We start from the raw sequence: 26,648 nt of genomic DNA, 5'->3' as shown, positions 1-26,648 counted from the left end.
GCGCGCACCAGCCAAGTTAGCGATGGACAGGCTGCGGCATAATCGGGACAAACCGGAACAACTCATCACGATTGGCGGGACAATGGCGCAGCACAGCCTGACCGAACTGGACGCCGTTCTCATGGTCGCCCGCCGGGGAAAATTCCGTGCTGCGGCCGTTGAGCTCGGCGTCTCGACCACAGCGCTGAGCAACGCCGTCGGAAAGCTGGAACGAGCCCTCGGCGTGCGACTTTTCAACCGCACGACCCGAAGCGTGTCCCTCACCGAGGCCGGCCAGCGGTTCGTCGACCAGGTCGCGCCCGCAGTTCGGGACATTCATGAGGCGATGGAGGCTGCCCGTTCGCAACAGGCCACGCCGTCCGGCACGCTGCGCATCAACGCCTTTCCGACGGCGGCGCGCGAAATCTTTTCCTCACTCGTTCTGCCGTTCAAGCGCCTGCACCCCCAGGTCCACATCGACATCGTCACGGAGGGTCGCCTGGTCGACATCGTGGCCGGCGGTTTTGATCTCGGTGTGCGCAGCGAAGATCTAGTGCCCGTCGACATGATCGCCCTGCCGCTGGGCGCCCCCCGGCGCAATGTGGTGGTTGGCGCGCCGAGCTATCTCGAAGCGCGCGGGACGCCGAAGATTCCGCAGGACCTCGCCGCACACGACTGTCTCCGCGTCCGGCTTCCCAATGGTGCGATCTACCGCTGGCCGTTCGAGAAGGATGGGCAGTCGATCCATGTCGACGTGGAAGGCGGCCTTACCCTCGACGAAGCAAGCCTCGCCCGCACCGCGGCGCTGGCGTCCGTTGGTCTCACGCTGGCGATGGAGTCTGACGTGCGAGATGACATCGATGCAGGCCGCCTTGTCCATGTGCTGGAGGACTGGACACCGACGCTGCCGCGCTTGAGCCTCTATTACCCTAGCCGGCGCAACCCGACGGCCGCGTTCAAGGCATTCATAGACTTCGCACGGCGGCAAGGCGGAGCCGCGAGCGGCCCGAAAGCAGACGTCTCAAACGTCGGCTAGGGTGGATTGCGGACCCTATGACTTTCGACGGAAGGATCGACTGAGCGCCCGCCAGTAAGCGACAAAAAGGATCCCGACCACGCCGACCGCCCAGGCGACGCTGAGCCAGAACCACACATGCCACATAGCGCCACGGGACCAGCCGAGTTGGTCGGAAAGTAGGATCGGAAGAAACGGCGCAAGGGCTAAGAGGAAGAATTTCGCGTCCACACGTTCCGACGTTGAATAGCCAGCAAGACGTGCGCTAGCAGTCTTACGCTCGGTCATCTGTCGCAACGCCTCGTCCTGCTGACGCGACCAGCGGCCGAGCACCTTTCGGAGATATGAGAATAGAGTGGGCATCGCCTATCTATCCGGTCAGCCGTCAATGTCCGCAACGGGTCGGCCCCGGCCCTCGGCGCCGATGCGCATAGCGGACGCATAGAAGGCCTACCCATCCACTCGCCCCCGCCGCCAGGAAAAGTCCCGCGCGTTTAACGGTTTGCAACCGGCCCTTGCGACACTCTTCGTCTGACGCGGCGCTCTCACGCCGCGCGCGTGGGAAGGGCGGCTTGATGTTCTGGCGTGGCGTGGTCGGCTATCTGCCGGTCAATATCGTACAGGGGCTGGTCGGCCTGCTGACGATCGTCACCTTCACGCGCCTGCTCACGCCCAGCCAGTTCGGCGACTACGCCCTGGGCTTTTCGGTGATGAGCCTCGTGCACACCGCGGTCTTCACCTGGAACGAGGCGGCGCTGGCCCGCTACTGGGCCGGCGAGGCCGATCGCGACGGCGGCCGCGACCTCGCCGCCACCGTCTACCGCACCTGGCTGACCCTGCTGGCCGCCGTGCCGCTGGCCTGCGGGCTGGCCCTGCTGCTGCCGCTCAATCCGGGGCTCAAGCTCGCCGTCGTCTGCGGCCTGGTGTCCGTGCTGCCGCGCACCTTCGCCCGCCTGGCCCAGGAGCGCCGCCGCGCCGCCGGCGAGGTCAGCGGCGCCGCCAACATCGATCTCGTCCAGACCCTGGGCGCCTTCGCCATCGGCGCCGGCCTCGCCCTCGCCGGATTCGGCGGCGCGGCCCCGCTGATCGGCATCGGGATCGCCTCGGCCCTCTGCGCGCTCGCCTGCTTCGCCTCGGAGTACGGCAAGGGCGCCGGCGGCCGCTTCGAGCCCTCGCGCGCCCGGCGCCACGCCGAATACGGCGTGCCGGTCGCGCTCTCGCTGATCCTGGCCCTGGTGCTCTCCAGCACGGACCGCTTCCTGCTGGCCGCCTTCCTCGACGAGGCGGCGGTCGGCGTCTACCACGCCGGCTACAGCCTCGCGAACCGCACCCTCGACGTGGTGTTCATCTGGCTCGGCGCCGCCGGCGGCCCGGCCCTGATCATGGCGCTCGAGCGCGGCGGCAAGCAGGCCCTGGTCCCCGCCGCCCACGAGCAAGCCTCGCTGATGCTGCTGCTGACCGTCCCCGCCGCCGTCGGACTGGCCCTGGTCGCCGCCCCCCTCTCCCAGCTGATGGTCGGCCAGGCGCTGGCCGCCGGCGCCGCGCAGGTCACCCCGTGGATCGCCGCCAGCGGCCTGCTGGCCGGCCTCACCACCTACTACTTCCACCAGGCCTTCACGCTCGGCCAACGCACGGTCTTCCTGCTGGCGGCCATGGCCATCCCGGCGCTGGCCAACCTGGTCCTCAACCTGCTGCTGATCCCGCGCCTGGGCCTGCAGGGCGCCCTGATCTCCACCCTCGCCAGCTATGCGCTCGGCCTGGCCGCCTCGGCCCTGCTCGGCCGCCGCCTGATGGCCCTGCCCGTGCCCTGGCTGACCCTGGCCCAGGCGATCGGCGCCAGCGCCCTGATGGCGCTCGCCGTCACCCGCATCCCCGCCTTCGGCGGCCTGCCCGAGCTCGCCGCCAAGGCCGCCCTCGGCGGCCTCGTCTACGGCCTGGCCGTCTACCTCCTCGACGCCGGGGCCCTGCGCAGCCGCGCCGGCCAGGCCCTCCGCACCCTTCGCGCCCGGAACGCCGCATGACCCAGCAGACCCTCGTCGACAACGCCGCCTGGTATCGCGGCGGCGCCAGGCTCTCGGTGCTGATCCCGTTCAAGGGCGACGACCCGATCCCCCTGCTGGCCGCCCTGTCGCGCGAGTGCGCCGTCGCCGCCGAGATCGTCATCCTCGACGACGGCTCCGACGACCCGAACCTCTCCGACGAGGTCGAGGCCGCCATCGGCCTCCTGCCCCTGCCCGCCCGCTTCATCCGCCTGGCCCGCAACGAAGGCCGCTCCAAGGGCCGCAACCGCCTGGTCTCCCACGCCCGCGCCGGCCACTTCCTGTTCCTCGACAGCGACATGCTGCCCGACGATCCGAACTTCCTGGGCCTCTGGCTCGACCTGATCGCCCGTGAGAACACCCCCGTGGCCTTCGGCGGCTTCTCCCTGAAGCAGGTCCCGCCGCGCCGCGACCAGGCCTTGCATCGCAGCATGGCCGCCCACAGCGACTGCCTGGACGCCGCCGTCCGCAGCCAGAACCCGGAAAAGCACGTCTTCACCTCCAACCTGCTGGTCCGCCGCGACGTCTTCGAGGCCGAGGCCTTCGACGAGACCTTCGCCGGCTGGGGCTGGGAGGACGTCGAGTGGGGCATGCGCGTCGCCCGCCGCTGGCCGATCCTGCACCTCGACAACACCGCCACCCACCTGGGCCTCGACACGGCCAGGACCATGGCCGCCAAGTACGAGCAGTCGGCCGCCAACTTCGCCCGCGTGGTCGCCGCCCATCCGGCCGTGGTCAGCGGCTATCCCAGCTACCGCGTCGCCAGGGCGCTCAAGCGCGCGCCGCTGCGCGGCCTCTGGCGCCCGATGCTCAAGCAGTACGCCCTGGCCGAATCCGCCCCGCTCGGCAGCCGCGCCCTGGCCATGCGGCTCTACCGCGCCGCGCTCTACGCCGAGGCCGTCTGATGTCCTACGAGGGCGCCTACAGGGCCGACGCTTCGCTGAGGGGCAAGCTGCGCCGCAGGCTGGCGCGCCTGGCCCATCGCCGTCCGCTGGCCGCCGCGCCCGGCCGCCCGATGCTGTCGATCAGCTTCGACGACGCCCCCTTGAGCGCCTGCACCACCGGCGCGGCGATCCTCGAGGCCCGCGACCTGCGCGGCGCCTACTACGTCTCCGCCGGGCTGGCGGGCCAGGACGCGCCGATGGGCGTCTGCGGCCAGGCGGCCGACTACCGCCGCCTCGCCGCCGCCGGCCACGAGATCGGCTGCCACACCTTCTCCCACCTCGACTGCGGCCGCGCCTCGGGCGAGGAGGCCGCCGCCGAAGCCGACCGGAACGCCGCCGTCCTGGCCGACTGGGGCGCGCCCAGGCTGGAGACCTTCGCCTACCCCTACGGCGACGTCGCCGCCGGCCCCAAGCACGCCCTCGCCCCGCGCTTCTCGATCCTGCGCGGCCTGCACCACGGGCTGGTCGACAAGGGCGTGGACCTCAACCAGGCCCCGGCCGTGGGCATCGAGGGTCCCGATGGCCAAGCGGTCGCCCGCCGCTGGCTCTCGCAGGCCAAGGCGCGCAAGGCCTGGCTGATCCTCTACACCCACGACGTCGCCGACGATCCCTCCCCCTGGGGCTGCACGCCCAAGGCCCTCGCAACCCTGATCGACGAGGCCCTGGCCGCCGGCTTCGAGATCGACACCGTCGGCGCCGTGGCCAGAAAGCTCGCGGCCTAGGTCGGCGACGCCGCCACCAGGTCGCGGACCTCATGCAGATCGCGGGCGACAACGACGCACAGCGCGCGAATGTCGGCCGTCGGTTCCAGTAGATCGGGCACCATGACCGTCATCATGCCCGCCGCCGCCCCCGAGCGGACGCCGACGTGCGAATCTTCGAGGGCCAGACATGCTCGAGGTTCGACGCCCAGCCGCTCGGCGGCCTTCAGAAAGGGATCGGGCGCCGGCTTGCCCGCTTCGTAGTCGCCGCGGCAGACGATCGCATCGAACCGCGCCGTCAAACCATGCGAGGTCAGATGACGCTCGACCGTCGCGCCGGACGACGACGTGGCGATGGCGCGCGGCAGCCGCAGCTGGTCGAGGAATTCCAGCAGCTCATGAACGCCCGGCTTCAGGGCGGGCCGACCTTCGGCGATCAGCCAGAAGTGCCGCCTCCAATCTGAGTGAAAGGCCTCGAACGCGAAGTCCTCGCCGAAGTGCGACCGGAACAGGCCCCCGCATTGCGAGCGCCGAACGCCGATCGATCCCTTGAACACCTCGTTCGGGATCTCGTGCCCGGCTTCGGCCGCGGCGGCCAGAAGCGCCTCCTGCCAGAGGGCCTCGGTATCGAACAGCAGGCCATCCATGTCGAAGATCACCGCGCTGGGGCGACAGGGCAATGCCATGCTGAGCTCCTAGTCCCGCACGTCCCGATCGGGCCAGACCAGCTTGGTCGCCACCATCACGAACATCATCCAGCGGAAATCGTGGAACGTCACCGCGATGCTCTCGGTCAGGGTCATCAGCGTGTAGACGATCAGGAACGGCACGGCGAAATACGCCCCCCGGTCGCGGAACAGCGCCACTGCCGCCAGCATCAGCGTCTGGACGTACATCAGCGCGAACGCCGCCAGTCCGAACACCCCGATCCCGATCCACTGCTCGATCCAGGCGCTGTGGGCGTGGATCGGCGTGAACCCGGCGCTTTTCACGATCGAGGCCAGCGGGCTCCAGGTGTCCTTGAGCTCCCAGACCACGCCGTAGCCATAGCCCGTCCACGGCCGCAGGCGGATCTGCTGCATGGCCGCGTCCCAGATCTTGGTGCGGCCGGTCAGGGTGGCGTCCTTGCCCAGGATCTCGAAGAAGAAGTCGGCGGCGAACAGGAACACGCCGGCGATCATCGCCACGCCCAGCGCCGCCAGCCAGATGGTCGCCACCCCCGAGGCCGGATGCCGCCGGACCAGGGCGACGAACACCAGGCCGCCGAAGCCCAGCATGGCCGAGACCAGCGAGGTCTTCGACGTCGACATCAGCACCAGCAGCAGCGCCAGCCCCGCGAACGGCAGCCAGATCATCGCCCGCTGCGGGTTCAGCACCGCCGCCGCCGTCAGCACGATGAAGCCCAGCGCCATGATCCCGCCCAGGGCGTTCTTCTCGGGCCAGACGCCGCGCCAGGCGCCGGGGAACAGCTCCTGCATCACCCCGATCGAGGGGACCGCCAGCGAGACCAGGATCGCCACGATGGTCAGGAATGCGAACGACGTGGCCAGGATCTCCAGCAGCGTCGCCCAGCGGTAGCGCGCGGCCAGCACCACCCCGCCCAGGGTCGTGAAGACCAGCGCCACCGACCGCGTCAGGGTCTTGTCCGGCGCCACCGACCACAGCGTCGAGGCCGCGCAGATCAGCAGCAGCACGACCAGGAACGGCTGGCGCAGCAGCGCCAGGAGCGTCGCGCGCGGGGTCAGCGCCATCAGCACCGCCGCCGCGCCATAGGCCGGCAGGTAGAGCGCCCGGATCAGGCCGCTGGCGGCCGGATTGCCGGCGTCGCCGAGCAGCGGGAACACCCAGAACTGGCTGTAGATCAAGAAGATCAGCGCCGCCGCGCCGAGGGTCAGCAGCCGCCAGGCGGTCACCTGCCGCGCAGGCCGCGCGCCGGCGCCCGCTAGCGCCTGGGTCACGGCGCCAGCGCCTTCATGAAGGCCGGCGTCTCCACGACGCCGCGATTGAAGAACAGGCCGGTGACCTGCCCGCCGGCGCCGACGATGGCGTCCCGCAGCTGGGCCGGCGCGCGCACGTCGGCCTGGTCGGCCGAGACCACCAGCACCGTCTGGTCCATGAACGGGGCCAGAGCCAGGGCCGCGCGCGATCGGTCCGGCGCCGGGCCGTCGACGATGATCACCTCGGCGAACCTGCGCAGCGCGTTCCAATAGTCGGCGGTGGGGACCAGATGCACGCTCTGGCGGCCGATCAGGCGCTCGCGCTGGAACCGCGTCACCCACCAGCGCGCCGATCCCACCCGGTGCGCCGCCAGATAGCCGCCGTCCGGCCAGACCGCGCCGTCGGGGGTCTGCGCCGGCGGCTGCACGGTGAAGAAGGCAGAGCCGTCGGGGCTGGCCTGCACGGCTTCAGAGAGCGCGCCATAGCGGCCGGCCTCGGCCGACAGCGCCGCATGCTGCGAGGCGGTCACCAGGTCCAGGTCGACCAGCCAGACCGAGCGGCCGACCTTGCGCGCCGCGTGGTGCGCCAGCTCGCGCGCGATCGTGGAGGCGCCCTCCCCGGTCCGCGCCGCGGTGATCTGGATGACTCGCGAGCGGCCGGCCGCGGGCGACCCTAGGGACGCCCACAGTTCGGCCATCTCGGAACTCAGATCCACCATGCTTCGAATCGCCGTCCGCCCAATGGGCAGAAGCTAGCGCAATCTGCGCCTCACCGCGCCTTCAGCGGCGCGGCGCCCAGCACCGGCAGGCCCAGGGTCCGCGAGGCCGACTGCGGCGTCGGCAGGCCCGGCCGCAGGAACATCGCCAGCAGGCCCGCGCAAAGCGCCGTAAAGCCCGCGAACAGGAACGCCAGCACCACCACCGGCTTGCGCAGGCTCTTGCCCTTGATCGGCGGGATCGCCCGCTGGACGATACGGATGTTGTCGTTCGAGCGGGCGGCGATCTCCTGGGCCGCGCGGCTCTGCTCTTCCTTGACGGTGAAGTCGCGAACGCTGGTCTGCAGCACGTCGCGGTTCAGCGACAGCTCCTGGAAGCGCGGCTCCAGCGCCGCCAGCCTCAGCCGCCGTTCGGTCAGCCGCTTGATCTGGTCGTCCAGCTCGGCCTGCGAGCGGCGCAGCGCCCCGACCTCAGCGGTCAGCTGGATCCTCTCGGTCTGCAGCGTCTGGTAGACCGGGTTCACCCCGATCCGCCTGGCCCCGTCGCCGGTCGTGCGCCCGGCCGCGATGCCGGCCTCCAGCTGCGCGATCTGGGCGTCCAGCTCCTGCACCGGGCGGGCGTCGGCGCGATAGCGCGACAGCAGCTCCTCGCGCTGCACCTTCATCCCGACCAGCCGCTCGCCGGGCGCGCCGGACACGTCGCGATAGAGGCCGACCTCCCGCGACACCTGGCCAAGCTGGCCGTTCAGCGTCGCCAGCCGCCCGATCCGGTCCTGCAGCTGCGCGTCGGTCTGGTACTTCTGCTGCTCGATCTGGGCCTGGAGCTGCGACAGCGAGGCCTTCTCCGCGACGAAGTCGCCGATCCGGTTGCTGCTCAGGAACTCCTCATAGGCCGCGTCCGCGTCCCCCAGCCGGGTCTCGAACAGGCGGCGTTGCTGCTCCAGGGCCGGCGAGCCGGGGTCGAGCAGCACCGAGCGGCGATAGATCAGGTACTCTTCCAGCAGGGTGTTCAGGATCAGGGCCGCCGTCTGCGGGTCCTTGTGGCTGAACCCGATCCGCACGATCGGCGTATCGGGCGCCGCGCCGATCTTCAGGTTCTGCTCGATGGCCCTGACGGCCATGCTCATGATGGTCTTCTTCTCGGCCGGCGAGGCCTTGGCGTACTTCTCGGCCAGGTCCGGATAGGTCCGCGCCAGGCCCAGCCGCTCGATCACCCGCAGCTTCAGCGGCGCAGCGCCCAGGATCTCTGTTTCTGACTGAATCACCTGGTCGGAGTCCAGCACCGCCCCGCGCCCGGCGTCCCCGGCCCGCGGCTCGTAGACATACTCCTGGCCCAGCCGCACCAGCACGCTCGAATAGGCTTCATAGCTGGTCTTCATGGTCAGGGCGGCCGCGACGCCCAGCACGAACAGCGTCGTGAATATCCCCAGCATCAGGAACCGCTCGCGCCACAGCAGCACCGGAAAGTCGCTCAGCGCATAGCGCGGCCGTGCGGCCCAGGCCAAACCCGGGCTGGCGTCATGCGTCGGTGCTGTCCACGCAGCCTGCGTCACCTTGGAGAATCTCGGCCCCTCTACTTAAAGCCGACCCTGCGAGGCCGCGATTAACACTCCGTTACCCATTCTCCTTAACCTTTGCGCCATGCTTCAAAGGCGCCGTTCCGCTCCCGTGCTTGCCGCTTGCGCCGGCTTCGTCCTGGCCGCGTGCGCCATGCCGACCGTGGCCCCGCGCGACCTCATGGGCCGCTGGAACCCTGCGCCGGCGGCGCCCGCCCCGCCGCCGTTCAGCAACATCCCCTACGCGACCTGGACCGACTACGAGCCGGACTATCGATTCTATCCCGGCGACGAGGTCGAGGTGGCGGTCCCCTCCGCCCCTGAGCTGACCAAGAGCCTGGTCGTCCAGCCGGACGGCCGCATCACCCTGCCCCTGGTCGGCCCGGTCATGGCCGCCGACCGCACCACCGGCGAGCTCCAGGACGCGATCGCCCAGGCCTACTCGACCCAGCTCCTGCGCCCGCAGGTCGAGGTGTCGGCCAAGGCCGCTCCGCTGAAGGTGTTCGTGGGCGGCGAGGTCGGCAATCCGGGCGTCATCGACCTGAATGGCGACGCCGACGCCCTGCGCGCCATCATCCAGGCGGGAGGCTTCCGCTCGACCGGCGACGCCACCAGCGTCTACATCGTGCGCCGCGGCCCGAACGGCCAGGGCATGGTCCGCCGCGCCGACCTGCTGCGCGGCCTCCAGAACGCCCAGGCCGACCTCATTCCCCTGCGCCGCTACGACGTGGTCTACGTCCCGCGCAGCGGCGTCGCCGACGCGGGGCTGTTCATGCAGCAGTACTTCCGCGACATGCTCCCCATCCAGTTCAGCTACGCCCTGGGGCCGCAAGTCCGCTAGGCGGCGCTCGTCGCGGGCTATCCCCTGACCCTGTCGTGGGCTCACAGGGATGGAAATCGGACGTAGCCGGCGTCAGCCGTGCAGAACGATTCCGCCGTAGCCGGCGATATGGCCGAAGATGGCCGCTATGACACCGACAGCGACCGACACAATGCCGGCCACGAAGATGCGCACCGCCCTTTCGTAGTTGACGACGATCAACGACTTCACCGCCAGCAGATCGACCAGCGCCTTGATCTGCAGGGCGACGCCAAGGGTGATGGCCGTCACGGCGAACAGATCGGAAGTCTCCCAGCGCCCCGGCAGTCCGCTCCAGCGAACCAGAAAGGCCAGCGAGAAGCCGAGCACCACCGCAATCGCGGTCATCGAGCCCGAGCGGAAAATTCCCTCGACGCGGGCAGGCTCGTCTGTGGTGGGCTTTGCCGGTGCGGTGGGCGGCGTGCGGGCCATGGCGGCGGGCCTTTTCTGCTGAGCGGCGCCGCCAAGTCTAGCCGCAATCGGCGGGCGCGGCATCGCCTGCAAACTGGGGACGCACGCTAGCTTGCTAGAGGCCGCGACGCAGGACGCGGCAAGCGCCTCGAACGTCCGCAAAAGGTCGATCTCAGTCACAGGCTTCGGTCCCGACAAGGGCCTCTGCGCCCGAGAGCAGACGTCTCAAACGTCGGCTAGGGGTGGTTAGCGGACATGCGGGCGGTTTAGGTTTGTAGGCATGTTCACGACCGACGATGACAAGCTCAGAGCAGACTGGGAGTTGCTCGCTCACGGAGCGGTGACGCTCTTTTGGCGTAAGCGACTGTTCGACGACGCCAAGGAGGCGCTTCGGGCTCTCGACTATCGACTCGTCGAGGTCCTTTGCACCACCTCCGATCAGTTTACCGCCGACGTCGGCTTCGGTCTGAATTGGCTCGGCCAATTCGGGTATGAACCTTGGACTGGCAATCTAGATGCGCTGAATGACGGGCTACGCGATCCACCTTTCGGACCAACAGGATGCCTCGCGCTCTGTCTGGAAGGCTTCCACCAACTCATCGCCGAGAACCCGACGCTGGCAAATGGAGTGCTGGACGTCATCGAGTACCAATCGCGCAATCAACTACTCATCGGTCGCCGACTGCTTGCGCTCGTGCAGACGAATGACGGCTCCTTTCATGCTGCGGCGCTTGGGGCCCGCGGGGCAACGTGGAACCAAGCCGAGTGGCTGAACAGCAGCCGAATCCTGAAACCGACGTAGGTCCATGTCCGCTATGGGTCGATTTCAGGCGTAGGCCCACACGCCGACAATAGCCTCCAGGCCGCAATGCGAATGTCCTTATCGTCAGCGATGGTTGGCCAGCGCCAATCGACCGCTCAGTGATTTTCCCTTCGGGAAGCCAGGGCGAGTTTCTCAACGAGCCCGTCCGGGATCGGCCGGATGGGCGAGAAAGTGACGCCTGTCTTGGTGGACTTCAGCCCGGCCGCGGCGATGTCGTCGGCATGCGATGCGATGGCGGCCGGCGACAGATAGAGGCCGCATTGCTTACTGAACGCCGCATAGCCCGCGATGATGGAGTTTCCGATCCTGAACCCCGGCATCTTGTAGGCGATGACCTCTTCGGCGTCAGGCAGCGCCTGCGCAAGCTGGGCGCGCAATCGAACCAGCAGCGGGCGAAGGCTTTCAGGCGCCTCGGCGATATAGGCGTCGTGATCGGCGAGCATGCTCAGGACGGGCTTCTGCATGTGGGACGTTCAAGGCGAGCGACAACCATATCAGGTTCAGCCCGCAGTTTGCCGGGATCAAGCTTGGTCCGAGGGGGAGCGAACGGCCCAGGACGTGGCTTGCAGGCGCTGGCGGCTCTGCCTGAAGTCTGGGTGGCGATTTCGGCCAATGACCGATTGTGTTGAAGAAGTCGGATCTCTGGCGCGGAGGCCAATGTCCGTTGTCCGTGCCAGAGGCTTCGGCCGAAATCGACCCAAGGCGGACCTTCAGCGCGCCCGCTGTTTGGCGTGCGCTTTCGTCCCCAAAGGACATAGGCCCGAAAGCCGCTGTTGCCAGCCGCGTACTCAGGTGTCGGACTGATTGAGCAGTGACGAGATCGCGGTGGTAATCTGCATGGGTGCGAATGGCTTGGTGCTCAACCGTCGGCGAGACCGGGGGTGCAACCGGAGCCCTCGCTGCGCTGAGGGTGCTGAATGACCTGGCCGAGGACGGCGGTATTACCTCGATCCGCGGCGCATACATCTTCAACCGCTACGCGAGGTAAGCGATGCGCACTGTCGGTGAGATCGCGGGTGACCTAGCGGCGCTGGGCGTGAAGCACGGCGATGCGGTGATGGTCCATGCGTCGCTGCGGAAGATCGGCCCGGTGAAAGGCGGGCCTGGGGGCGTGATTGGGGCGCTTGATGCGGCGGTGGGGCCGAACGGCGGCTGGATGATGGTTCTGGGCGCCAAAAACGAGTGGGACTGGGTCAATGAGCAGCCGGAGGCGGAGCGCGCGAAGCTGCTCGTCAACGCCGCCCCATTCGACCCGCTGGTCACCGAGGCCGAGGAGGACGTGGGCCATCTGGCGGAGGCCATGCGACAGTATCCGGGCACACTGGTGAGCGAAAATCCGGAGGGCCGGTTCGGCGCGCGCGGGGGATTGGCGGCCACGCTGCTGCGGAATCCACCCTGGGACGACTACTATGGTCATGGCTCGCCCCTGCAGCATCTCTGCGATCGTGCCGGATCGGTGCTGCGGTTGGGAGCGGACCCTGACACGGTGACCCTCCTGCACCATGCGGAGTACCTGGTCCCGCTAGCCGAAAAACGTCGGGTCGTCCGCCACAGGCGGGTGGTGGGGACGGACGGCCCGGTCGTCCGCAAAGTGCGTTGCCTCGACGACTCCAGAGGGATCGTGGAATGGGCTGGCGAGGACTATTTCGCGACGATCCTGAAGACGTATCTGGCCGAAGGGCGCGGTGCCCAGGGGCGGGTCGGTCGGGCGGCCAGCGAGCTGCTGGACGCCCGTGACCTCGTAGCATTCGGCGTCGACTGGATGGCGCGCCACTTCGTCTGAGCGAAATCTCTGGGTTTGGGCCGCCTGAGCCCGAACTGGGCGGGCAGACGAGTGCTGACGGGCTCGTCCCCGGCGCCTTGAAGCGAACCAGCTAGTCATCCGCTTAGGCGTCAAAAGGAGCGCTCGGCGAACTTCCGCTTCCCCCCCTCCTCAGAAGCTTGGAGGGTCTGGGGAACCGCCCGAAACATCCTGAACGCGACGAAGAACCAAGACCGCAGGCGCTCACGAGGGAGCCAGCCGCCTTAGCTGGACCGCCATCCGCTGACGTCCAAGGACGACGCTCCTTAGGCGGGGGCCGAACCCGCTGCGGCTGCTGATGACATTGCCGCCCGGCATGCGCGCGCTGGACCTGGGCTCCCAGGCCGCGGCGAGCTTTTCTCATACGCCCCGGCGACCAGGCAGGCCGCCCGTCAGAGGCCTATCGGCGTCAGCCGTGGGCCAGCCACTCGCGAGCCTGGCGCTGGGCCTCGGCGACCTCGTCGGAGGCCATCTCCTGGCTCAGTTCCTTGCGGTAGACCTTGGCTTCGACCGAGCCGCGCATCGCAGCCAGGTTGAACATCATGTGGGCCGAGACGTAGTCCAGCGGCGCGCCGCCCTGACCCGTCGAATAGAGCAAGCCCATCTTGAACAGCTCATCCCCCGTCGACTCGGCGGTCGGCAGCGGCAGTTGGTTCTCCACGCTCGTAAGCATGACTTGGTTTCCCTAGCCCCGTCGCTCCGCCCCCGTTCTGGGTTCCGATCCCGACGATCCTGAGCGCAGGTAAGTCGATGCGCACTGAAGATAGGGTTAACTCGAAAAATCCATGTTCGATTTCTATCAGACCCCGACTATTCGGCGTTTTTACTGAACGGAAACCTCCGTCTCCAGAATCTTAAAGGCCAGCCGCCCGCCGCGTCGGCAGGTTCCTGCGGGGCGAGGCCGGAAACCTGCCGCCACCCCTGCCTAATGTGAAGAAATTCGGCCCATTGCGAAGCTGACGGAGCCGTTCAGCTAGAGTTCAGCCGCCAATCGGCAGGTTTGCCGATAACGAGTACGATTGAGCAGGAGGCCCCGCCATGAAACGCCTGATCTTGAGCCTAGCCACGGCCGCCGCTGTCGCCGGCCCGATGGCGTTCACCGCCACCTCGGCTCTGGCCGACGATGATCGCGGCCGCGGGCGCGATCGCCACGAGCAGCGCTGGGACCGCAACGACCGTCACGACAACCGCCGCTGGGATCACCGGGACGACCGCCGTGGGGATCGCTGGCGCGACGACCGCCGCGACGACCGCCGCCACTCCAGCTGGGATCGCGGCCGCCACAACGGCTATTACTATAACAACCGCTGGTACTACGGCCCGCCGCCGCAGGCCTATTACGGCAACCCCTACTACCGTCCGGGCTACGCCGCCTGGCGCCGCGGGGGGCATCTGCCGCCCTATTACCGGGGCTATGTGGTGAACGACTACCATCGCTACCACCTGCGCCAGCCGCCGCGCGGCTACGCCTGGTATCGGGTCGGAGACGACTATCTGCTGGCGGCGCTCGCCACCGGCATCATCTTCGACATCATCAACAACTAGTTGATCTAGAAATGAAAACGCCCCGGATCGCTCCGGGGCGTTTTTGCTATTCGATGCCCAGCTTGGCCTTGAGCAGCTGGTTCACGGCGCCTGGGTTGGCCTTGCCGCCGGTGGCCTTCATGACCTGGCCGACGAACCATCCGATCGCCTGGGGCTTCTCCTTCACCGCCTCGGCCTGACCCGGATTGGCGGCGATCAGCTCCTCGATGATCTTCTCGAGCGCGCCGGTGTCGGACACCTGCTGCAGCCCCTGCTTCTCGACGATTTCGCGGGGGCGGCCTTCGCCGGCCCACATGCGCTCGAAGACGTCCTTGGCGATCTTGGAGGAGATCACCCCCTCCTCGATCAACGCCACCAGCTCGGCGATGGCGTCGGGCTTCAGCGGGCTGTCCTCGATGGCCAGGCCGCCGGCGGTCAGCTTGGCCGCCAGCTCGTTGGTGACCCAGTTGGCGGTCAGCTTGGCGTCGCGTCCCTTGGCGGCTTCCTCGAAGAAGTCGGCGCGGGCCTGCTCGGTGATCAGCACGCCGGCGTCATAGGCCGACAGGCCGTACTGCGACTGCAGGCGGGCCTTCTTGGGGTCCGGCAGCTCGGGCAGCGAGGCCTCGATGGCCTTCACCCAGGTCGGGTCCAGTTCCAGCGGCAGCAGGTCCGGATCGGGGAAGTAGCGGTAGTCGTGCGCCTCTTCCTTGGAGCGCATCGACCGCGTCTCGCCCTTGTTCGGGTCGAACAGGCGGGTCTCCTGGTCGATCTTGCCGCCATCCTCGATGATCTCGATCTGGCGGCGCGCCTCGTACTCGATCGCCTGCTGGATGAAGCGGTACGAGTTGACGTTCTTGATCTCGCAGCGCGTGCCCAAGTGGCTGAAATCCCCGGTCTCGCGGAACTTCTCGTAGGCGCCGGGACGGCAGACCGAGACGTTCACATCGGCGCGCAGGTTGCCCTTCTCCATGTCGCCGTCGCAGGTGCCCAGATAGACCAGGATGGTGCGCAGCTTCTTCACATAGGCCGCGGCCTCGGCCGACGAGCGCATGTGCGGGCGCGAGACGATCTCCATCAGCGCCGTGCCGGCCCGGTTCAGGTCGACATAGGTCGAGTTCGGGTCCTGGTCGTGCAGGCTCTTGCCGGCGTCCTGCTCCAGGTGCAGGCGCTCGATGCCGACCGTAAAGGTCGTGCCGTCGTCGTGCTCGACGATGACCTCGCCCTCGCCGACGATCGGGTCCTTGAACTGGCTGATCTGATAGCCTTGCGGCAGGTCCGGATAGAAATAGTTCTTCCGGTCGAAGTGGCTCTTCAGATTGATCTGCGCCTTCAGGCCAAGGCCCGTCTTCACCGCCTGCTCGACGCAGTGCTTGTTGATGACCGGCAGCATGCCGGGCATCGCGGCGTCGACCAGCGAAACCTGCTGGTTGGGGCCGGCGCCGAATCCGACCGCCGCGCCGGAGAACAGCTTGGCGTTCGAGGCGACCTGAGCGTGAACCTCCAGGCCCAGAACCACTTCCCATTGGCCGGTGCGGCCGGCGATCAGCTTCGACGTATCAGTCATGGCCGCTTCCTAGCGCCCCTCGCGCGCGAGCGAAAGCGGGACCCTCGAAATCCCTTGCGCAAAAGGCGGAACTGGCGCTGAAATCCGCGCCTCAAATGCGGGGAAATGAGGAAACACCACAATGATGAAAACGTTTACTGCCGGTCTCGTCGGCCTGTCGATCTCGCTCGGCGCCATGGCCGCCCCGGCCCTCGCCCAGGACGCGCACGCCGGCCACGCCGCCGCGCTTTCGGCCGAGAACACGCCGATCTCCGACATCGCCGCCACCGCCGAAGGCAAGGCCGCGCTCGACAAGAACCTGCCGGGCGTGACGACTCACGAGGCCTACGACCAGTTCAAGGGCATGACCCTCAAGCAGGTCCAGCCGATGAGCCAGGGCGCCATCACCGACGACCAGCTCAAGGCCCTCCAGGCCGACCTGGACAAGCTGAAGAAGTAGGCTGACGAACAAAGCCCCCGCCCTTTGCAGGACGGGGGCTTTTCTATGCCCGGAGGTTTGGCCTCAGGCGCCTACCACCACTTGGCGGGCTTGGCCTTGAAGTCGGCGGCCTTCTCGATCGCGCCGCCCAGCGAGAACAGCGTGCCCTCGTCCAGCGCCTTGCCGATCAGCTGCAGGCCCAGCGGCAGGCCGCCGGCGTCGACGCCGGCCGGAATGCTCATGCCCGGCAGGCCGGCCAGGTTCACCGTCACGGTGAAGATGTCGTTCAGGTACATCGCCACCGGATCGTCGGCGTTCTCGCCCAGCCCGAACGCCGCGGACGGCGCGGTGGGGGTCAGCAGAGCGTCAACTTTCTGGAAGGCCTGGTCGAAGTCGTCGGCGATGCGCCGACGGACCTTCAGGGCCTTGACGTAGTAGGCGTCGTAGTAGCCGGCCGACAGCACATACGTGCCGATCAGGATGCGACGCTTGACCTCGGCCCCGAAGCCCGCGGCGCGGGTGTTCTCGTAGGTCTCGGTCAGGTTGCCGCCGGGCTCGCGCAGGCCAAAACGCATGCCGTCATAGCGGGCGAGGTTCGAGGACGCCTCGGCCGGAGCGACGATGTAGTAGGCCGGCAGGGCGTACTTGGTGTGCGGCAAAGAGACCTCGACGATCTCGCAGCCGGCTTCCTTGAGCCAGGCGATGCCCTGCTCCCAGAGCTTCTCGATCTCGGGCGGCATGCCGTCGACGCGGTACTCCTTCGGAATGCCGATCCGCAGGCCCTTCACCGACTTGCCGACAAAGCTGGGGAAGTCGGGGGTCTCGATGTCCAGGCTGGTCGAGTCCTTCGGGTCGTGGCCCGACATCGACTTCAGCAGGATCGCGGCGTCCTCGACCGTCTTGGCGATCGGGCCGGCCTGGTCGAGCGACGAGGCAAAGGCCACCACGCCCCAACGCGAGCAACGGCCGTAGGTCGGCTTGATCCCGACCGTGCCGGTGAAGGCCGCGGGCTGGCGGATCGAGCCGCCGGTGTCCGTCGCGGTCGCGCCCAGGCAGAGGTCGGCCGCCACCGCCGCGGCCGAGCCGCCCGACGAGCCGCCCGGCGTCAGCTTGGCGTTGGAGCCTTCCGAGCGCCACGGGTTCACCACCGGCCCGAAGGCCGAGGTCTCGTTGGACGAGCCCATCGCGAATTCGTCGAGGTTCAGCTTGCCCAGCATGACCGCGCCGTCGCGCCACAGATTGGCGGTGACGGTGGATTCGTAGGTCGGGACGAAGTTGCCGAGAATGTTCGAACAGGCGGTCGAGCGGACGCCCTCGGTGCAGAACAGGTCCTTGATGCCCAGCGGCGCGCCGTCCAGCGCCCCGGCCTCGCCCCTGGCGCGGCGAGCGTCCGAGGCCTTGGCCATCTCGATGGCCTTGTCCGGGGTCTCAAGGATGAAGGCGTTCAGCGGCTTGGCGGCCGCGACCACGTCCACGTGCGCCTTGGTCAGTTCCTCGGAGGAGAACGACTTGTCCGCCAGGCCGTCGAGCGCGGCCTTCAGCGTCAGCGAGGTGAGAGAGCTCATTATTCCACCACCTTCGGCACGACGAAGAAGCCATCCACGGTCTTGGGCGCGTTCGACAGGACCTTGGCGGCGTCCCCGCCGTCGGTGACCACGTCCTCGCGCATCGGCAACGCCACGGCCACCGCCGAGGTCATCGGCTCGACGCCGTCGGTGTCGACTTCGCCCAGCTGCTCAATCCAGGTCATGATCCCGTTGAGCTCTTTGGCGAGAGCTTCCAGCTTGTCCTCGGGCTCGGCGATCCGCGCGAGCCTCGCGACCTTACGAACGGTCGCGGCGTCGATGGCCATGGGGCCCTCCTAATGGTTCGAGGCAGGGGTTAGCCGCGTGGGCCTCCCTTTGACAAGCGATGACCGCTAAGAAGCGGCATGGCTGTCGTCGATCTGACCGAACTTCCCGCCCTTCTACCGCGCTATAGCGCCCTCATGGGGCTCGATCTTGGCGAGAAGACCATCGGCGTCGCCGTGTCCGACGTCACCCGCATGGTCGCCAGCCCGCTGGAACTGATCCGCAAGACCAAGTTCACGGCTGAGGCGAACCGCCTGTTCGCGCTCATCGATGAGCGCGAGGTCGGCGCGATCGTCATCGGGCTGCCGGTCAACATGGACGGCACCGAAGGAACGCGCTGCCAGTCCAACCGCGCCTTCGCACGCAACCTGCTGCGGCTGCGCGACATCCCGATCGCCTTCTGGGACGAGCGCATGTCGACCATGGCCGTCAACCGGGTGCTGATCGAGGAAGCCGACGTCACCCGCGCCAGACGCGCCGAGCTCGTCGACAAGCTGGCGGCGGCCTGGATCCTCCAGGGCGCCGTCGACCGCCTGAGCGAGCTGGCGCGCTAGCCCAGCACCGAGATCCGGATCTTCCGCAGCGCCTCGCCCAGACCCTCCTGCGGTTGGTCGAGATCGTAGGCCCGCAGCGTCATGACGCCTACTTCAGGCGGGCGACGCCAGGCGACCTGGACCTCGCGGCCCATGCCCGTGACCAGATCGAGGATGCAGAAGGTCTCGGGCGCAGGCTCATCGCCCGGCAGGTTTATCCGCAGCCCGCCCTCCGACCGATCGAGGATCACGCACGGACGCTTGCGCCCGCCCTCCTCGATCAGCAAGGCGGGCAGCAGTACCGGCTCGCGTGGCGTCGCGCGCCGCTCGATGCCGCCATTGGCCCGCGACCAGCGTTCAGTGGGCGACGTCGCATCAGGTGGTGTCATTGGGAACTCCGCGGAACAAGCCTATCGTGAGTCAGCGTCCAATCCACAGGGCTGCCTTGCACCCTGCGCCTCTCCCCTTGGCGCCCGTCCCCGCCTCCCCTAAGAGGGCGCTTTAATGACCGTAGCACCGACCGGCCTGAACGAAGTCCTTGGCAGGACATTCCCTTTTCCCAAGCGCCACTTCCTGTCCGTGGTCGATCTCAACCCCGTGGAAGTCACGGGTTTGCTCGATCTGGCCGACAGTTTCGTCTCGCTGAACCGCCAGACCTCGAAGAAACTCGACCTGCTCAAGGGCAGGACGCTGATGAACCTGTTCTTCGAGAACTCGACGCGAACCCAGAGTTCCTTCGAGCTGGCCGGCAAGCGGCTGGGCGCCGACGTGGTCAATATGAGCCCCCGGTCCTCGTCGATCGCGAAGGGCGAGACCCTGATCGATACGGCGGTGACGCTGAACGCGATGCAACCGGATCTGCTGGTGGTTCGCCACTCCTCCTCCGGCGCGGCCTCGCTGCTCTCCCAGAAAGTGACCTGCTCGGTCATCAACGCCGGCGACGGCCAGCATGAACACCCGACCCAGGCGCTGCTGGACATGCTGTCCATGCGTCGCGCGTTCGGCCGGGTGGCGGGGTTGCGCGTCGCAATCTGCGGCGACGTCCTGCACAGCCGCGTCGCCCGCTCGAACGTCGGCCTGCTGCAGATGATGGGCGCTGAGGTGCGGCTGGTCGGACCGCCGACCCTGATGCCGACCGACGCTGACCGCTGGAACGTCCAGGTCTTCCATGACATGCGCAAAGGCATCGCCGGTTGCGACGTGGTGATGATGCTGCGACTGCAGCTTGAGCGGATGGACGGGGTGATGGCCCCCTCGCAGCGCGAGTACTTCCGTTTCTATGGTCTGGACCGCGAGAAGCTGGCCTTCGCCTCCGACCATGTTCGGGTCATGCATCCCGGCCCTATGAACCGCGGCGTGGAGATCGACTCCGATGTCGCAGACGACCTCAATGTGTCGCTGATCCAGGACCAGGTGGAGATGGGCGTCGCCGCGCGCATGGCTGTGCTGGCCTCGCTGGCCGCGCGGCTGGACAACGACTGATGAGCGCCATCGCCTCCGTCTGCGTGTTCTGCGGGGCCAGTCCCGGCGGAGACGTCGCCTATCGCGCCGCCGCCGAGGCCATGGGGCGGGAGATAGCGCGCCGCGGCCAACGACTGGTCTATGGCGGCGCCAAGGTCGGACTGATGGGCGCGGTCGCTGACGCCGCCCTGGCGGCTGGGGCCGAGGTCATCGGCGTGCTGCCGCACGCGCTGACGGACAAGGAAATCGCACACACCGGCCTGACCCGTCTGGAGGTCGTCGCCTCGATGCACGAGCGCAAGGCGCGGATGGCCGAGCTCTCGGACGCCTTCGTCGCCCTGCCCGGCGGCGCGGGGACGCTGGAAGAGATCTTCGAGATCTGGACCTGGGGCCAGCTCGGCTTCCACGCCAAGCCGGCGGGGTTCCTGAACGTGCGCGGCTACTATGACGGTCTGCGCGGCTTCGTGGACCATGCGGTGGGCGAGGCGTTCCTGAAGGCGCCCCACCGCGACATGCTGATTTTCCGGGAGGACTGCGGAGAGATGCTGGACGCGCTCGCCGCCTATGTCCCGCCCGTCGTCGAGAAATGGATCGGACGCCCCGAACTATGACCCAACGCCCGACCGCCTTCGTCAACGCCCGCATCGTCGATCCCGCCAGCGGCTGGGACGGCCCCGGCGCGCTGCTGGTTCAGGATGGCAAGATCGCCGAGGTCGCGCAGGGCCGCGATCTCGGATCGCTCTCGGCCGACATCGAGGTCATCGACGCGCGCGGCGCCATGCTGGCGCCCGGCTTGGTCGACCTGCGCGTGAAGACCGGCGAGCCCGGATCGGAGACCAAGGAAACGCTGAAGTCGGCAGGATTGGCCGCCGCCGCCGGGGGCGTGACCTCGATCGTGCTGCAGCCCGACACCAATCCGGTCGTGGACGAGGCCTCGGTCGTCGACTTCATCCTGCGCCGCACCCGCGACATCGAACTGGTCCACGTCTATCCCGCCGGCGCCGCCACAAAGGGGGCCAAGGGCGAGCGGATGGCCGAGATCGGCCTGATGCGCGAAGCCGGCTGCGTCTATGTCACCGACGCGGACCGCCCGATCGTGAACTCGAAGGTGCTGCAGCGCGTCCTGAGCTACGCCAAGAGCTTCAACACCCTGGTGGCGCACCGCCCCGCCGACCCCTGGCTGTCCGCAGGCGCCGCCGCCACCGCCGGCGAATTCGCCGGCCGCATGGGCCTGCCCAGCGTTCCGGCGATCGCCGAGAAGATCATGCTGGAGCGCGACCTCGCCCTGGTCGAGCTGACCGGCGCGCCGTTCCTGGTCGACCAGGTCACCACCGCCGCGGCGCTGGAGAGCCTGCAGCGCGGCAAGGCCAAGGGCCTGCCGGTGACGGCGACCACTTCGATCAACCACCTGTCGTTCAATGAAGTCGACATCGGCGACTACCGGACCTTCCTGAAGTTCGATCCCCCGGTCCGCAGCGAAGACGATCGCCAGGCCACGATCGAGGCCCTGGCCAGCGGGCTGATCGACATCGTGGTCTCCGCCCACGCCCCGGCCCCGGCGGAAGACAAGCGCCTGCCGTTCGACGAAGCCGCCCCTGGCGCCGTCGGCCTGCAGACCCTGCTGCCGGCCCTGCTCTCGTTCCAGGACCGCATCCCGCTGATCGACCTGATGCGGACCGTCACCAGCCGCCCGGCCGACCTGCTGGGCTTGCCGGCCGGCAAGCTCGCCAAGGGGGCTCCAGCCGACCTTGTGCTCTGCGACCTCAACGCGCCGATCGTCATCGACCTCGACAAGCTGAAGTCAAAGTCGCGCAACTCGCCCTTCGACGGCCGCCGGCTGTTCGGTGAGGTCCTGATGACCCTGGTGGACGGCCGGGTGGTGTACCGGGCTTAGCCCCGGCAGCCGGCGCGCGCCCTCAGGAACAATTGACGAACACCCAAGCGCCGCTGCAAGCTGCGCGGGTGACGACGCGATTGGGCGTAGTTAGGACTGGCCCGACAAGAGGAAACGTCCATGCCTGATTCACTCAGTCTCGTGCTGATCGCCGCGGCCGTCGTCGGCGGCTATCTGCTGGGCTCCATTCCGTTCGGAGTTATCGCGACACGCCTGGGCGGCGCGGGCGACGTACGCTCCATCGGCTCAGGCAACATCGGCGCGACCAATGTGCTGCGGACCGGCCGCAAGGATTTGGCGGCGATCACCCTGCTCGGTGACGGCGGCAAGGGCGCGGTGGCGGTTTTGATCGCCTGGCTGCTGACGCGCGACGCGGGGGGCCAGGCTCAGGCGACCTTGACCGCGCTGGCCGGCGGCGCGGCCTTCCTGGGCCACCTCTTCCCCGTCTGGCTGAAGTTCAAGGGCGGCAAGGGCGTCGCCACCTTCTTCGGCACGCTGCTGGCCGCCGCCTGGCCGGTCGGCATCGCCGCGGGCGCGACCTGGATCGTCATGGCCTTCCTGTTCCGCATGTCGTCGCTGGCGGCGCTGACCGCGGCCGCGCTCGCACCGATCTTCGTCTTCCTGCTGGATCGGCCCTACCCGATCGCAGTGATGGCGTTGTTCATGGGCGTGCTGATCTACATCCGGCACAAGGACAATATCGGCCGGCTGTTGAAGGGCCAGGAGCCGAAGATCGGTAAGAAAAAAGACGCCGCGTGATCCGCAAGCTCACCGACGCCGGCCGGCGCGACTGGCTGCGGCTGGCGCGGACTGAGAACGTCGGGCCCGTCACTTTCGCCCAGCTGATCGCCCGTTTTGGCGAAGCGTCGCTGGCGCTCGCCGCCCTGCCCGATCTGGCGCGTCGGGGCGGACGCGTCTCCCCGCTTGGCGCGCCGCCGGTGGACGAGGTGCTTCGCGAACTCGAGGCGGGCCAGGCGCTCGGGGCACGGCTTGTCGCCAATTGCGACCCCGACTTCCCTGCGGCCCTAGCCGCTCTCGATCCGCCGCCACCGGTGATCTGGGTCCGCGGCGACAGCAGGCTGCTGAACCAGTCTGTCGTGGCCATCGTGGGCGCGCGGGTCGCCTCGGCCGGGGGACAGCGGTTCGCCAGGGGCCTGGCCGTCGAGCTTGGCGCCGCAGGTCAGGTGGTCGCCTCGGGCATGGCGCGCGGCGTCGACGGCGCGGCCCATGAAGGCGCGCTGGCGACCGGGACCATCGCCGTGCTGGGCGGCGGCGTCGACGACATCTATCCGCACGAACATCGCGGTCTCTACGAGCGCATCGTGGCCGAAGGCTGCGTGGTTTCCGAGAACGCGCCGGGCCGCACCGCGACGGCCAAGGATTTCCCACGCCGCAACCGGATCATCTCGGGGCTCTCGCGAGCGGTCGTCGTCGTCGAGGCCGAGCTGCGCTCCGGTTCCCTGATCACCGCACGGCTGGCGGCCGAGCAGGGCCGCGAGGTCCTAGCCGTGCCCGGTTCGCCGCTGGATCCACGCGCCCGCGGGACCAACGACCTCATCCGGCAGGGCGCGGCCATCTGCGAAGGCGCTGAAGACGTGCTGCGGGCGCTGGAGGGTCTGGGCGGCTTCCGCGAGCCCGAACGCACCTTCGGCCCGCCGCCGGTCGAGGATGCGCAGGTCGATGCGGTGCGCGAACGCGTGGCGGCCCTGCTGTCCCCGACGCCGGTCTCGCGCGACGAACTGGTGCGTGCGGCCGGGGCGCCAACCGCGGTCGTGCTTGCTGTATTGACCGAGCTGGCCCTCGCGGGCCGCGCGGAATTGCTTTCAGGCGGCCTTGTCGCCGGCCTCGGATGAGGCCATTGACAGCGCCTAGGCGCCGCCCTCACCTTTCGCGCCCTTGAATTTCGGGCGTTCCGCCCAAGACGCCCCATATAGAGCGACCATGAACCTCCTCGTCGTCGAGAGTCCGGCTAAGGCCAAGACCATCAACAAGTACCTGGGCTCGGACTATACGGTCCTGGCCTCGTACGGCCACGTCCGCGACCTTCCCGCCAAGGATGGGTCGGTGAGGCCCGACGAGGACTTCGCCATGTCCTGGGACGTCGACGCCAAGGCCGCCAAGCGCCTGAGCGACATCGCCGAGGCCGCCAAGAAGTCCGACCGCATCATCCTGGCCACCGACCCCGACCGTGAGGGCGAGGCGATCTCTTGGCACGTTCTGGAGGTCCTCCAGAAGAAGAAGGTGCTGAAGGACAAGAAGGTCGAGCGGGTGGTGTTCAACGCCATCACCAAGTCGGCGGTGACCGAGGCGATGAAGTCGCCCCGCGCCATCGACATGGAGCTGGTCGAGGCCTACCTGGCCCGCCGCGCGCTGGACTATCTGGTCGGCTTCACCCTTTCGCCGGTGCTCTGGCGCAAGCTGCCGGGCTCACGCTCGGCCGGCCGTGTGCAATCGGTGGCGCTGCGCCTGGTCGTCGACCGCGAGCTCGAGATCGAACGCTTCAAGACCCAGGAGTACTGGACCGTCGAAGCCGACGTCTCGGCCGGCGCCGAGCCGTTCCTGGCCCGCATGGTCAAGCACGAGGGCAAGCGGCTCTCCAAGTTCGACCTCGGCAACGAGACCAGCGCCCTGGCCGCCAAGGCTGCGGTCGAGGCCGCGACCTTCACCGTGGCCGGCGTCGAGAAGAAGCCGGGCCGGCGCTCTCCGCCCCCGCCGTTCACCACCTCGACCCTGCAGCAGGAAGCCTCCCGCAAGCTCGGCTTCTCGGCCCAGCGCACCATGCAGGCGGCGCAGAAGCTGTATGAAGGCATCGACATTGGCGGCGAGACTGTCGGTCTCATCACCTACATGCGGACCGACGGCGTGCAGGCTGCACCCGAAGCGCTGGATGAAGCGCGTGTGGTGATTGGCGGCGTCTACGGCAAGGAATACGTTCCCGAGACCGCCCGTATCTACAAGACCAAGGCCAAGAACGCCCAGGAGGCTCACGAAGCCATCCGTCCGACCAGCCTGGCCCGCAATCCTGGCTCGCTGCGGCTGGAGAGCGACCTGGGCCGGCTCTACGAGCTGATCTGGAAGCGAATGATCGCCTCGCAGATGGAGTCGGCGCGCATCGAGCGCACGACCATCGAGCTGGAGAGCGCCGACGGCAAGACCGGCCTGCGCGCCACCGGCCAGGTCGTGCTCTTCGACGGCTATCTAGCGGTCTACGAAGAAGGCCGCGACGACGCTGACGACGAGGAAGGCGGCCGTCTGCCCCAGGTCAACGAAGGCGCCTCGGCTCGCGTGATCGCCGCGCGGTCCGACCAGCACTTCACCGAGCCGCCCCCGCGCTACTCGGAAGCCAGCCTGGTCAAGAAGATGGAAGAACTGGGCATCGGCCGGCCGTCCACCTACGCCTCGGTGCTGACCGTGCTGCGCGACCGCGAATACGTCCGAATGGACAAGAACCGGTTCGTGCCGGAGGACAAGGGCCGCCTGGTCACCGCGTTCCTCGAGCAGTTCTTCGCGCGCTATGTCGAATACGACTTCACCGCCGCCCTGGAAGAAAAGCTCGACCTGGTCTCGGCCGGCGAGATGGACTGGAAGGCGCTGCTGCGGGAATTCTGGCAGGACTTCCACGCCGCCGTCGGCGAGATCGCCGAGCTGCGCGTAACCAACGTCCTCGACGCCCTGAACGAAGCCCTGGGGCCGCACATCTTCCCGGCCAAGGAAGACGGCTCGGACCCGCGCGGCTGCCCGACCTGCGGCACCGGCCGACTGTCGTTGAAGACTGGCAAGTTCGGCGCCTTCATCGGCTGCTCGAACTATCCGGAGTGCCGCTTCACCCGCCAGCTGGCCCAGTCGGACGACGAGGCGGCCCAGGAGAGCGGCGACCGCGAGCTGGGCGTCGACCCGGTCAGCGGCGAAACCGTGTTCCTCAAGACGGGTCGGTTCGGCCCCTACGTCCAGCTTGGCGAAGCCGACAAGCCCAAGCGCTCCAGCCTGCCCAAGGGCTGGTCGGCGGCTGCGATCGACCTGGAAAAAGCGCTGCGACTGCTGCGCCTGCCCCGCGAGGTCGGCGCGCACCCGGAAGACGGCGGCATGATCACGGCCGGCATCGGCCGGTTCGGCCCCTTCGTCCTGCACAACGGCACCTATGCGAACCTGCCGAACGTGGACGAGGTGTTCGACGTCGGGATCAACCGCGCGGTCGCATTGCTGGCCGAAAAGCGGGCCGGCGGCGGCCGTCCGGGACGCGGCGAGTCCGCGGCGCTGAAGGATCTGGGCGCTCACCCCGCCGACGGCGCGGCGGTGAAGGTGCTGGCCGGCCGCTATGGCCCGTACATCAAGCACGGCGCCACCAACGCCAACGTTCCCAAGGGCAAGGATCCGCAGGACATAACCCTGGAAGAAGCGGTCGCGCTGCTGGCCGAACGCGAAGCCAAGGGCGGCGGTAAGAAGAAGGGCAAGGCCGCGGCCAAGCCCAAGGCTGAAAAGGCTCCCGCCAAGAAGGCGGCTGCGAAAAAGCCTGCCGCCAAGAAGCCCGCAGCCAAGAAGGCGACCAAGGCCGAAGCGGAACCTGCGCCCGCCGACGGCCCGGCGCCTTGGGACGACGAGTGACGGCGGGGAGCAAATCGCCGC

27 protein-coding genes are annotated in these 26,648 nt (G+C 68.3%); 16 read left to right on the top strand and 11 right to left on the bottom strand.

All coding sequences use genetic code 11. The features are described 5' to 3' along the window. Window positions 1-82 precede the first annotated feature (82 nt). The 4 genes from ASC79_RS00750 (at window position 83) to ASC79_RS00735 (ending at window position 4,699) form a co-directional block, all read left to right on the top strand. Window positions 83-1,015 (top strand): LysR family transcriptional regulator, encoded by a 933-nt coding sequence (locus ASC79_RS00750; RefSeq protein ID WP_056018276.1) that lies wholly within the window; start codon window positions 83-85, stop codon window positions 1,013-1,015. A gap of 554 nt (window positions 1,016-1,569) precedes the next feature. Continuing rightward, a complete protein-coding gene (locus ASC79_RS00745; RefSeq protein WP_056018274.1) occupies window positions 1,570-3,015 on the top strand; it encodes a lipopolysaccharide biosynthesis protein in 1,446 nt (481 codons plus the stop codon). Further along, window positions 3,012-3,938, top strand: a complete 927-nt coding sequence (locus tag ASC79_RS00740) for a glycosyltransferase family 2 protein (protein WP_056018272.1) — start codon at window positions 3,012-3,014, stop codon at window positions 3,936-3,938. Before ASC79_RS00745 ends, ASC79_RS00740 begins: the two co-directional genes overlap by 4 nt. Then, complete coding sequence (locus ASC79_RS00735; protein ID WP_056018270.1) at window positions 3,938-4,699, top strand: polysaccharide deacetylase family protein; 762 nt, start codon at window positions 3,938-3,940, stop codon at window positions 4,697-4,699. Before ASC79_RS00740 ends, ASC79_RS00735 begins: the two co-directional genes overlap by 1 nt. On the opposite strand, the gene ASC79_RS00730 is transcribed toward ASC79_RS00735, so the two are convergent. The 4 genes from ASC79_RS00730 to ASC79_RS00715 are packed head-to-tail and all read right to left on the bottom strand — an operon-like array spanning window position 4,696 to window position 8,884. Further along, a complete protein-coding gene (locus ASC79_RS00730; RefSeq protein WP_056018268.1) occupies window positions 4,696-5,364 on the bottom strand; it encodes an HAD family phosphatase in 669 nt (222 codons plus the stop codon). The genes ASC79_RS00735 and ASC79_RS00730 overlap by 4 nt on opposite strands. A 9-nt stretch (window positions 5,365-5,373) precedes the next feature. Continuing rightward, a complete protein-coding gene (locus ASC79_RS00725) occupies window positions 5,374-6,636 on the bottom strand; it encodes an O-antigen ligase (RefSeq protein ID WP_082531880.1) in 1,263 nt (420 codons plus the stop codon). Continuing rightward, the gene (locus ASC79_RS00720; RefSeq protein ID WP_056018265.1) at window positions 6,633-7,334 is read right to left on the bottom strand and encodes a hypothetical protein; all 702 of its coding nucleotides are present in this window, start codon (window positions 7,332-7,334) and stop codon (window positions 6,633-6,635) included. The genes ASC79_RS00725 and ASC79_RS00720 overlap by 4 nt, the downstream gene beginning before the upstream one ends. 50 nt (window positions 7,335-7,384) lie before the next feature. Next, complete coding sequence (locus tag ASC79_RS00715) at window positions 7,385-8,884, bottom strand: GumC family protein (RefSeq protein WP_056018263.1); 1,500 nt, start codon at window positions 8,882-8,884, stop codon at window positions 7,385-7,387. Window positions 8,885-9,068: 184 nt separating this feature from the next. Between ASC79_RS00715 and ASC79_RS00710 the strand changes: the two genes are divergently transcribed. Then, window positions 9,069-9,728: a polysaccharide biosynthesis/export family protein gene (locus ASC79_RS00710; RefSeq protein ID WP_327082819.1), complete on the top strand. Its 660-nt coding sequence runs from the start codon at window positions 9,069-9,071 to the stop codon at window positions 9,726-9,728. 72 nt (window positions 9,729-9,800) lie between these two features. On the opposite strand, the gene ASC79_RS00705 is transcribed toward ASC79_RS00710, so the two are convergent. Next, complete coding sequence (locus tag ASC79_RS00705) at window positions 9,801-10,337, bottom strand: hypothetical protein (protein WP_200937061.1); 537 nt, start codon at window positions 10,335-10,337, stop codon at window positions 9,801-9,803. Window positions 10,338-10,437: 100 nt separating this feature from the next. Between ASC79_RS00705 and ASC79_RS00700 the strand changes: the two genes are divergently transcribed. Continuing rightward, a complete protein-coding gene (locus tag ASC79_RS00700) occupies window positions 10,438-10,959 on the top strand; it encodes a hypothetical protein (protein WP_056018259.1) in 522 nt (173 codons plus the stop codon). Between the two features lie 116 nt (window positions 10,960-11,075). Here ASC79_RS00700 and ASC79_RS00695 read toward each other — a convergent pair whose 3' ends face one another. Then, window positions 11,076-11,423: an iron chaperone gene (locus ASC79_RS00695; RefSeq protein WP_200937060.1), complete on the bottom strand. Its 348-nt coding sequence runs from the start codon at window positions 11,421-11,423 to the stop codon at window positions 11,076-11,078. Window positions 11,424-11,971: 548 nt separating this feature from the next. On the opposite strand from ASC79_RS00695, the gene ASC79_RS00690 reads away from it, so the two are divergent. Then, the gene (locus tag ASC79_RS00690) at window positions 11,972-12,763 is read left to right on the top strand and encodes an aminoglycoside N(3)-acetyltransferase (RefSeq protein WP_056018257.1); all 792 of its coding nucleotides are present in this window, start codon (window positions 11,972-11,974) and stop codon (window positions 12,761-12,763) included. A gap of 427 nt (window positions 12,764-13,190) precedes the next feature. Here ASC79_RS00690 and ASC79_RS00685 read toward each other — a convergent pair whose 3' ends face one another. Next, window positions 13,191-13,454: a hypothetical protein gene (locus tag ASC79_RS00685; protein ID WP_056018255.1), complete on the bottom strand. Its 264-nt coding sequence runs from the start codon at window positions 13,452-13,454 to the stop codon at window positions 13,191-13,193. Window positions 13,455-13,819: 365 nt separating this feature from the next. Here ASC79_RS00685 and ASC79_RS00680 point away from each other — a divergent pair, with 365 nt between their 5' ends. After that, window positions 13,820-14,326 (top strand): RcnB family protein, encoded by a 507-nt coding sequence (locus ASC79_RS00680; protein ID WP_056018253.1) that lies wholly within the window; start codon window positions 13,820-13,822, stop codon window positions 14,324-14,326. A gap of 46 nt (window positions 14,327-14,372) precedes the next feature. Here ASC79_RS00680 and gatB read toward each other — a convergent pair whose 3' ends face one another. Beyond that, window positions 14,373-15,869, bottom strand: coding sequence for an Asp-tRNA(Asn)/Glu-tRNA(Gln) amidotransferase subunit GatB (gene gatB / locus ASC79_RS00675; RefSeq protein WP_056018251.1), 1,497 nt, complete (start codon window positions 15,867-15,869; stop codon window positions 14,373-14,375). 124 nt (window positions 15,870-15,993) lie between these two features. Here gatB and ASC79_RS00670 point away from each other — a divergent pair, with 124 nt between their 5' ends. Further along, the gene (locus ASC79_RS00670; RefSeq protein WP_200937059.1) at window positions 15,994-16,308 is read left to right on the top strand and encodes a hypothetical protein; all 315 of its coding nucleotides are present in this window, start codon (window positions 15,994-15,996) and stop codon (window positions 16,306-16,308) included. Window positions 16,309-16,379: 71 nt separating this feature from the next. On the opposite strand, the gene gatA is transcribed toward ASC79_RS00670, so the two are convergent. Further along, entirely contained in the window at window positions 16,380-17,852 is a 1,473-nt protein-coding gene (gene gatA, locus ASC79_RS00665; RefSeq protein ID WP_056018248.1) for an Asp-tRNA(Asn)/Glu-tRNA(Gln) amidotransferase subunit GatA, read from the bottom strand. Next, window positions 17,852-18,139, bottom strand: a complete 288-nt coding sequence (gatC, locus tag ASC79_RS00660) for an Asp-tRNA(Asn)/Glu-tRNA(Gln) amidotransferase subunit GatC (protein WP_056018246.1) — start codon at window positions 18,137-18,139, stop codon at window positions 17,852-17,854. Before gatC ends, gatA begins: the two co-directional genes overlap by 1 nt. A 78-nt stretch (window positions 18,140-18,217) precedes the next feature. Here gatC and ruvX point away from each other — a divergent pair, with 78 nt between their 5' ends. Beyond that, on the top strand, window positions 18,218-18,691 hold the full coding sequence (gene ruvX / locus ASC79_RS00655; RefSeq protein ID WP_056018244.1) for a Holliday junction resolvase RuvX: 474 nt from the start codon (window positions 18,218-18,220) through the stop codon (window positions 18,689-18,691). Here ruvX and ASC79_RS00650 read toward each other — a convergent pair. After that, window positions 18,688-19,059 carry a PilZ domain-containing protein gene (locus ASC79_RS00650; RefSeq protein ID WP_056826564.1) on the bottom strand — a complete coding sequence of 124 codons (372 nt, stop codon included), beginning with the start codon at window positions 19,057-19,059 and terminating at the stop codon, window positions 18,688-18,690. The genes ruvX and ASC79_RS00650 overlap by 4 nt on opposite strands. A gap of 115 nt (window positions 19,060-19,174) precedes the next feature. On the opposite strand from ASC79_RS00650, the gene ASC79_RS00645 reads away from it, so the two are divergent. The 6 genes from ASC79_RS00645 to topA all read left to right on the top strand — a co-directional run bounded on the left by ASC79_RS00645 (window position 19,175) and on the right by topA (window position 26,627). Next, window positions 19,175-20,152 (top strand): aspartate carbamoyltransferase catalytic subunit, encoded by a 978-nt coding sequence (locus ASC79_RS00645; protein WP_056018240.1) that lies wholly within the window; start codon window positions 19,175-19,177, stop codon window positions 20,150-20,152. Beyond that, complete coding sequence (locus ASC79_RS00640; protein WP_056018238.1) at window positions 20,152-20,742, top strand: TIGR00730 family Rossman fold protein; 591 nt, start codon at window positions 20,152-20,154, stop codon at window positions 20,740-20,742. Before ASC79_RS00645 ends, ASC79_RS00640 begins: the two co-directional genes overlap by 1 nt. Continuing rightward, window positions 20,739-22,025 carry a dihydroorotase gene (gene pyrC / locus ASC79_RS00635; RefSeq protein ID WP_056018236.1) on the top strand — a complete coding sequence of 429 codons (1,287 nt, stop codon included), beginning with the start codon at window positions 20,739-20,741 and terminating at the stop codon, window positions 22,023-22,025. Before ASC79_RS00640 ends, pyrC begins: the two co-directional genes overlap by 4 nt. 120 nt (window positions 22,026-22,145) lie before the next feature. Continuing rightward, window positions 22,146-22,784 carry a glycerol-3-phosphate 1-O-acyltransferase PlsY gene (plsY, locus tag ASC79_RS00630; RefSeq protein ID WP_056018234.1) on the top strand — a complete coding sequence of 213 codons (639 nt, stop codon included), beginning with the start codon at window positions 22,146-22,148 and terminating at the stop codon, window positions 22,782-22,784. Next, window positions 22,781-23,878, top strand: a complete 1,098-nt coding sequence (dprA, locus tag ASC79_RS00625; protein WP_056018232.1) for a DNA-processing protein DprA — start codon at window positions 22,781-22,783, stop codon at window positions 23,876-23,878. The genes plsY and dprA overlap by 4 nt, the downstream gene beginning before the upstream one ends. Window positions 23,879-23,966: 88 nt before the next feature. Beyond that, window positions 23,967-26,627, top strand: a complete 2,661-nt coding sequence (gene topA / locus ASC79_RS00620) for a type I DNA topoisomerase (protein WP_056018231.1) — start codon at window positions 23,967-23,969, stop codon at window positions 26,625-26,627. Window positions 26,628-26,648: the final 21 nt, after the last annotated feature.

This window comes from Phenylobacterium sp. Root1290 (assembly GCF_001425305.1).
GTDB lineage: Bacteria > Pseudomonadota > Alphaproteobacteria > Caulobacterales > Caulobacteraceae > Phenylobacterium.
This window is presented reverse-complemented; position numbering and strand designations above follow the sequence as displayed.

What these genes read in the sequence shown, in the direction of transcription:
- ASC79_RS00750 (WP_056018276.1), top strand. Translation starts at nt 83, where the DNA reads ATGGCGCAGCACAGCCTGACCGAACTGGACGCCGTTCTCATGGTCGCC.
- ASC79_RS00745 (WP_056018274.1), top strand. Translation starts at nt 1,570, where the DNA reads ATGTTCTGGCGTGGCGTGGTCGGCTATCTGCCGGTCAATATCGTACAG.
- ASC79_RS00740 (WP_056018272.1), top strand. Translation starts at nt 3,012, where the DNA reads ATGACCCAGCAGACCCTCGTCGACAACGCCGCCTGGTATCGCGGCGGC.
- ASC79_RS00735 (WP_056018270.1), top strand. Translation starts at nt 3,938, where the DNA reads ATGTCCTACGAGGGCGCCTACAGGGCCGACGCTTCGCTGAGGGGCAAG.
- ASC79_RS00730 (WP_056018268.1), bottom strand. Translation starts at nt 5,364, where the DNA reads ATGGCATTGCCCTGTCGCCCCAGCGCGGTGATCTTCGACATGGATGGC.
- ASC79_RS00720 (WP_056018265.1), bottom strand. Translation starts at nt 7,334, where the DNA reads ATGGTGGATCTGAGTTCCGAGATGGCCGAACTGTGGGCGTCCCTAGGG.
- ASC79_RS00710 (WP_327082819.1), top strand. Translation starts at nt 9,069, where the DNA reads ATGGGCCGCTGGAACCCTGCGCCGGCGGCGCCCGCCCCGCCGCCGTTC.
- ASC79_RS00700 (WP_056018259.1), top strand. Translation starts at nt 10,438, where the DNA reads ATGTTCACGACCGACGATGACAAGCTCAGAGCAGACTGGGAGTTGCTC.
- ASC79_RS00695 (WP_200937060.1), bottom strand. Translation starts at nt 11,423, where the DNA reads ATGCTCGCCGATCACGACGCCTATATCGCCGAGGCGCCTGAAAGCCTT.
- ASC79_RS00690 (WP_056018257.1), top strand. Translation starts at nt 11,972, where the DNA reads ATGCGCACTGTCGGTGAGATCGCGGGTGACCTAGCGGCGCTGGGCGTG.
- ASC79_RS00685 (WP_056018255.1), bottom strand. Translation starts at nt 13,454, where the DNA reads ATGCTTACGAGCGTGGAGAACCAACTGCCGCTGCCGACCGCCGAGTCG.
- ASC79_RS00680 (WP_056018253.1), top strand. Translation starts at nt 13,820, where the DNA reads ATGAAACGCCTGATCTTGAGCCTAGCCACGGCCGCCGCTGTCGCCGGC.
- gatB (WP_056018251.1), bottom strand. Translation starts at nt 15,869, where the DNA reads ATGACTGATACGTCGAAGCTGATCGCCGGCCGCACCGGCCAATGGGAA.
- ASC79_RS00670 (WP_200937059.1), top strand. Translation starts at nt 15,994, where the DNA reads ATGAAAACGTTTACTGCCGGTCTCGTCGGCCTGTCGATCTCGCTCGGC.
- gatA (WP_056018248.1), bottom strand. Translation starts at nt 17,852, where the DNA reads ATGAGCTCTCTCACCTCGCTGACGCTGAAGGCCGCGCTCGACGGCCTG.
- gatC (WP_056018246.1), bottom strand. Translation starts at nt 18,139, where the DNA reads ATGGCCATCGACGCCGCGACCGTTCGTAAGGTCGCGAGGCTCGCGCGG.
- ruvX (WP_056018244.1), top strand. Translation starts at nt 18,218, where the DNA reads ATGGCTGTCGTCGATCTGACCGAACTTCCCGCCCTTCTACCGCGCTAT.
- ASC79_RS00650 (WP_056826564.1), bottom strand. Translation starts at nt 19,059, where the DNA reads ATGACACCACCTGATGCGACGTCGCCCACTGAACGCTGGTCGCGGGCC.
- ASC79_RS00645 (WP_056018240.1), top strand. Translation starts at nt 19,175, where the DNA reads ATGACCGTAGCACCGACCGGCCTGAACGAAGTCCTTGGCAGGACATTC.
- ASC79_RS00640 (WP_056018238.1), top strand. Translation starts at nt 20,152, where the DNA reads ATGAGCGCCATCGCCTCCGTCTGCGTGTTCTGCGGGGCCAGTCCCGGC.
- pyrC (WP_056018236.1), top strand. Translation starts at nt 20,739, where the DNA reads ATGACCCAACGCCCGACCGCCTTCGTCAACGCCCGCATCGTCGATCCC.
- plsY (WP_056018234.1), top strand. Translation starts at nt 22,146, where the DNA reads ATGCCTGATTCACTCAGTCTCGTGCTGATCGCCGCGGCCGTCGTCGGC.
- topA (WP_056018231.1), top strand. Translation starts at nt 23,967, where the DNA reads ATGAACCTCCTCGTCGTCGAGAGTCCGGCTAAGGCCAAGACCATCAAC.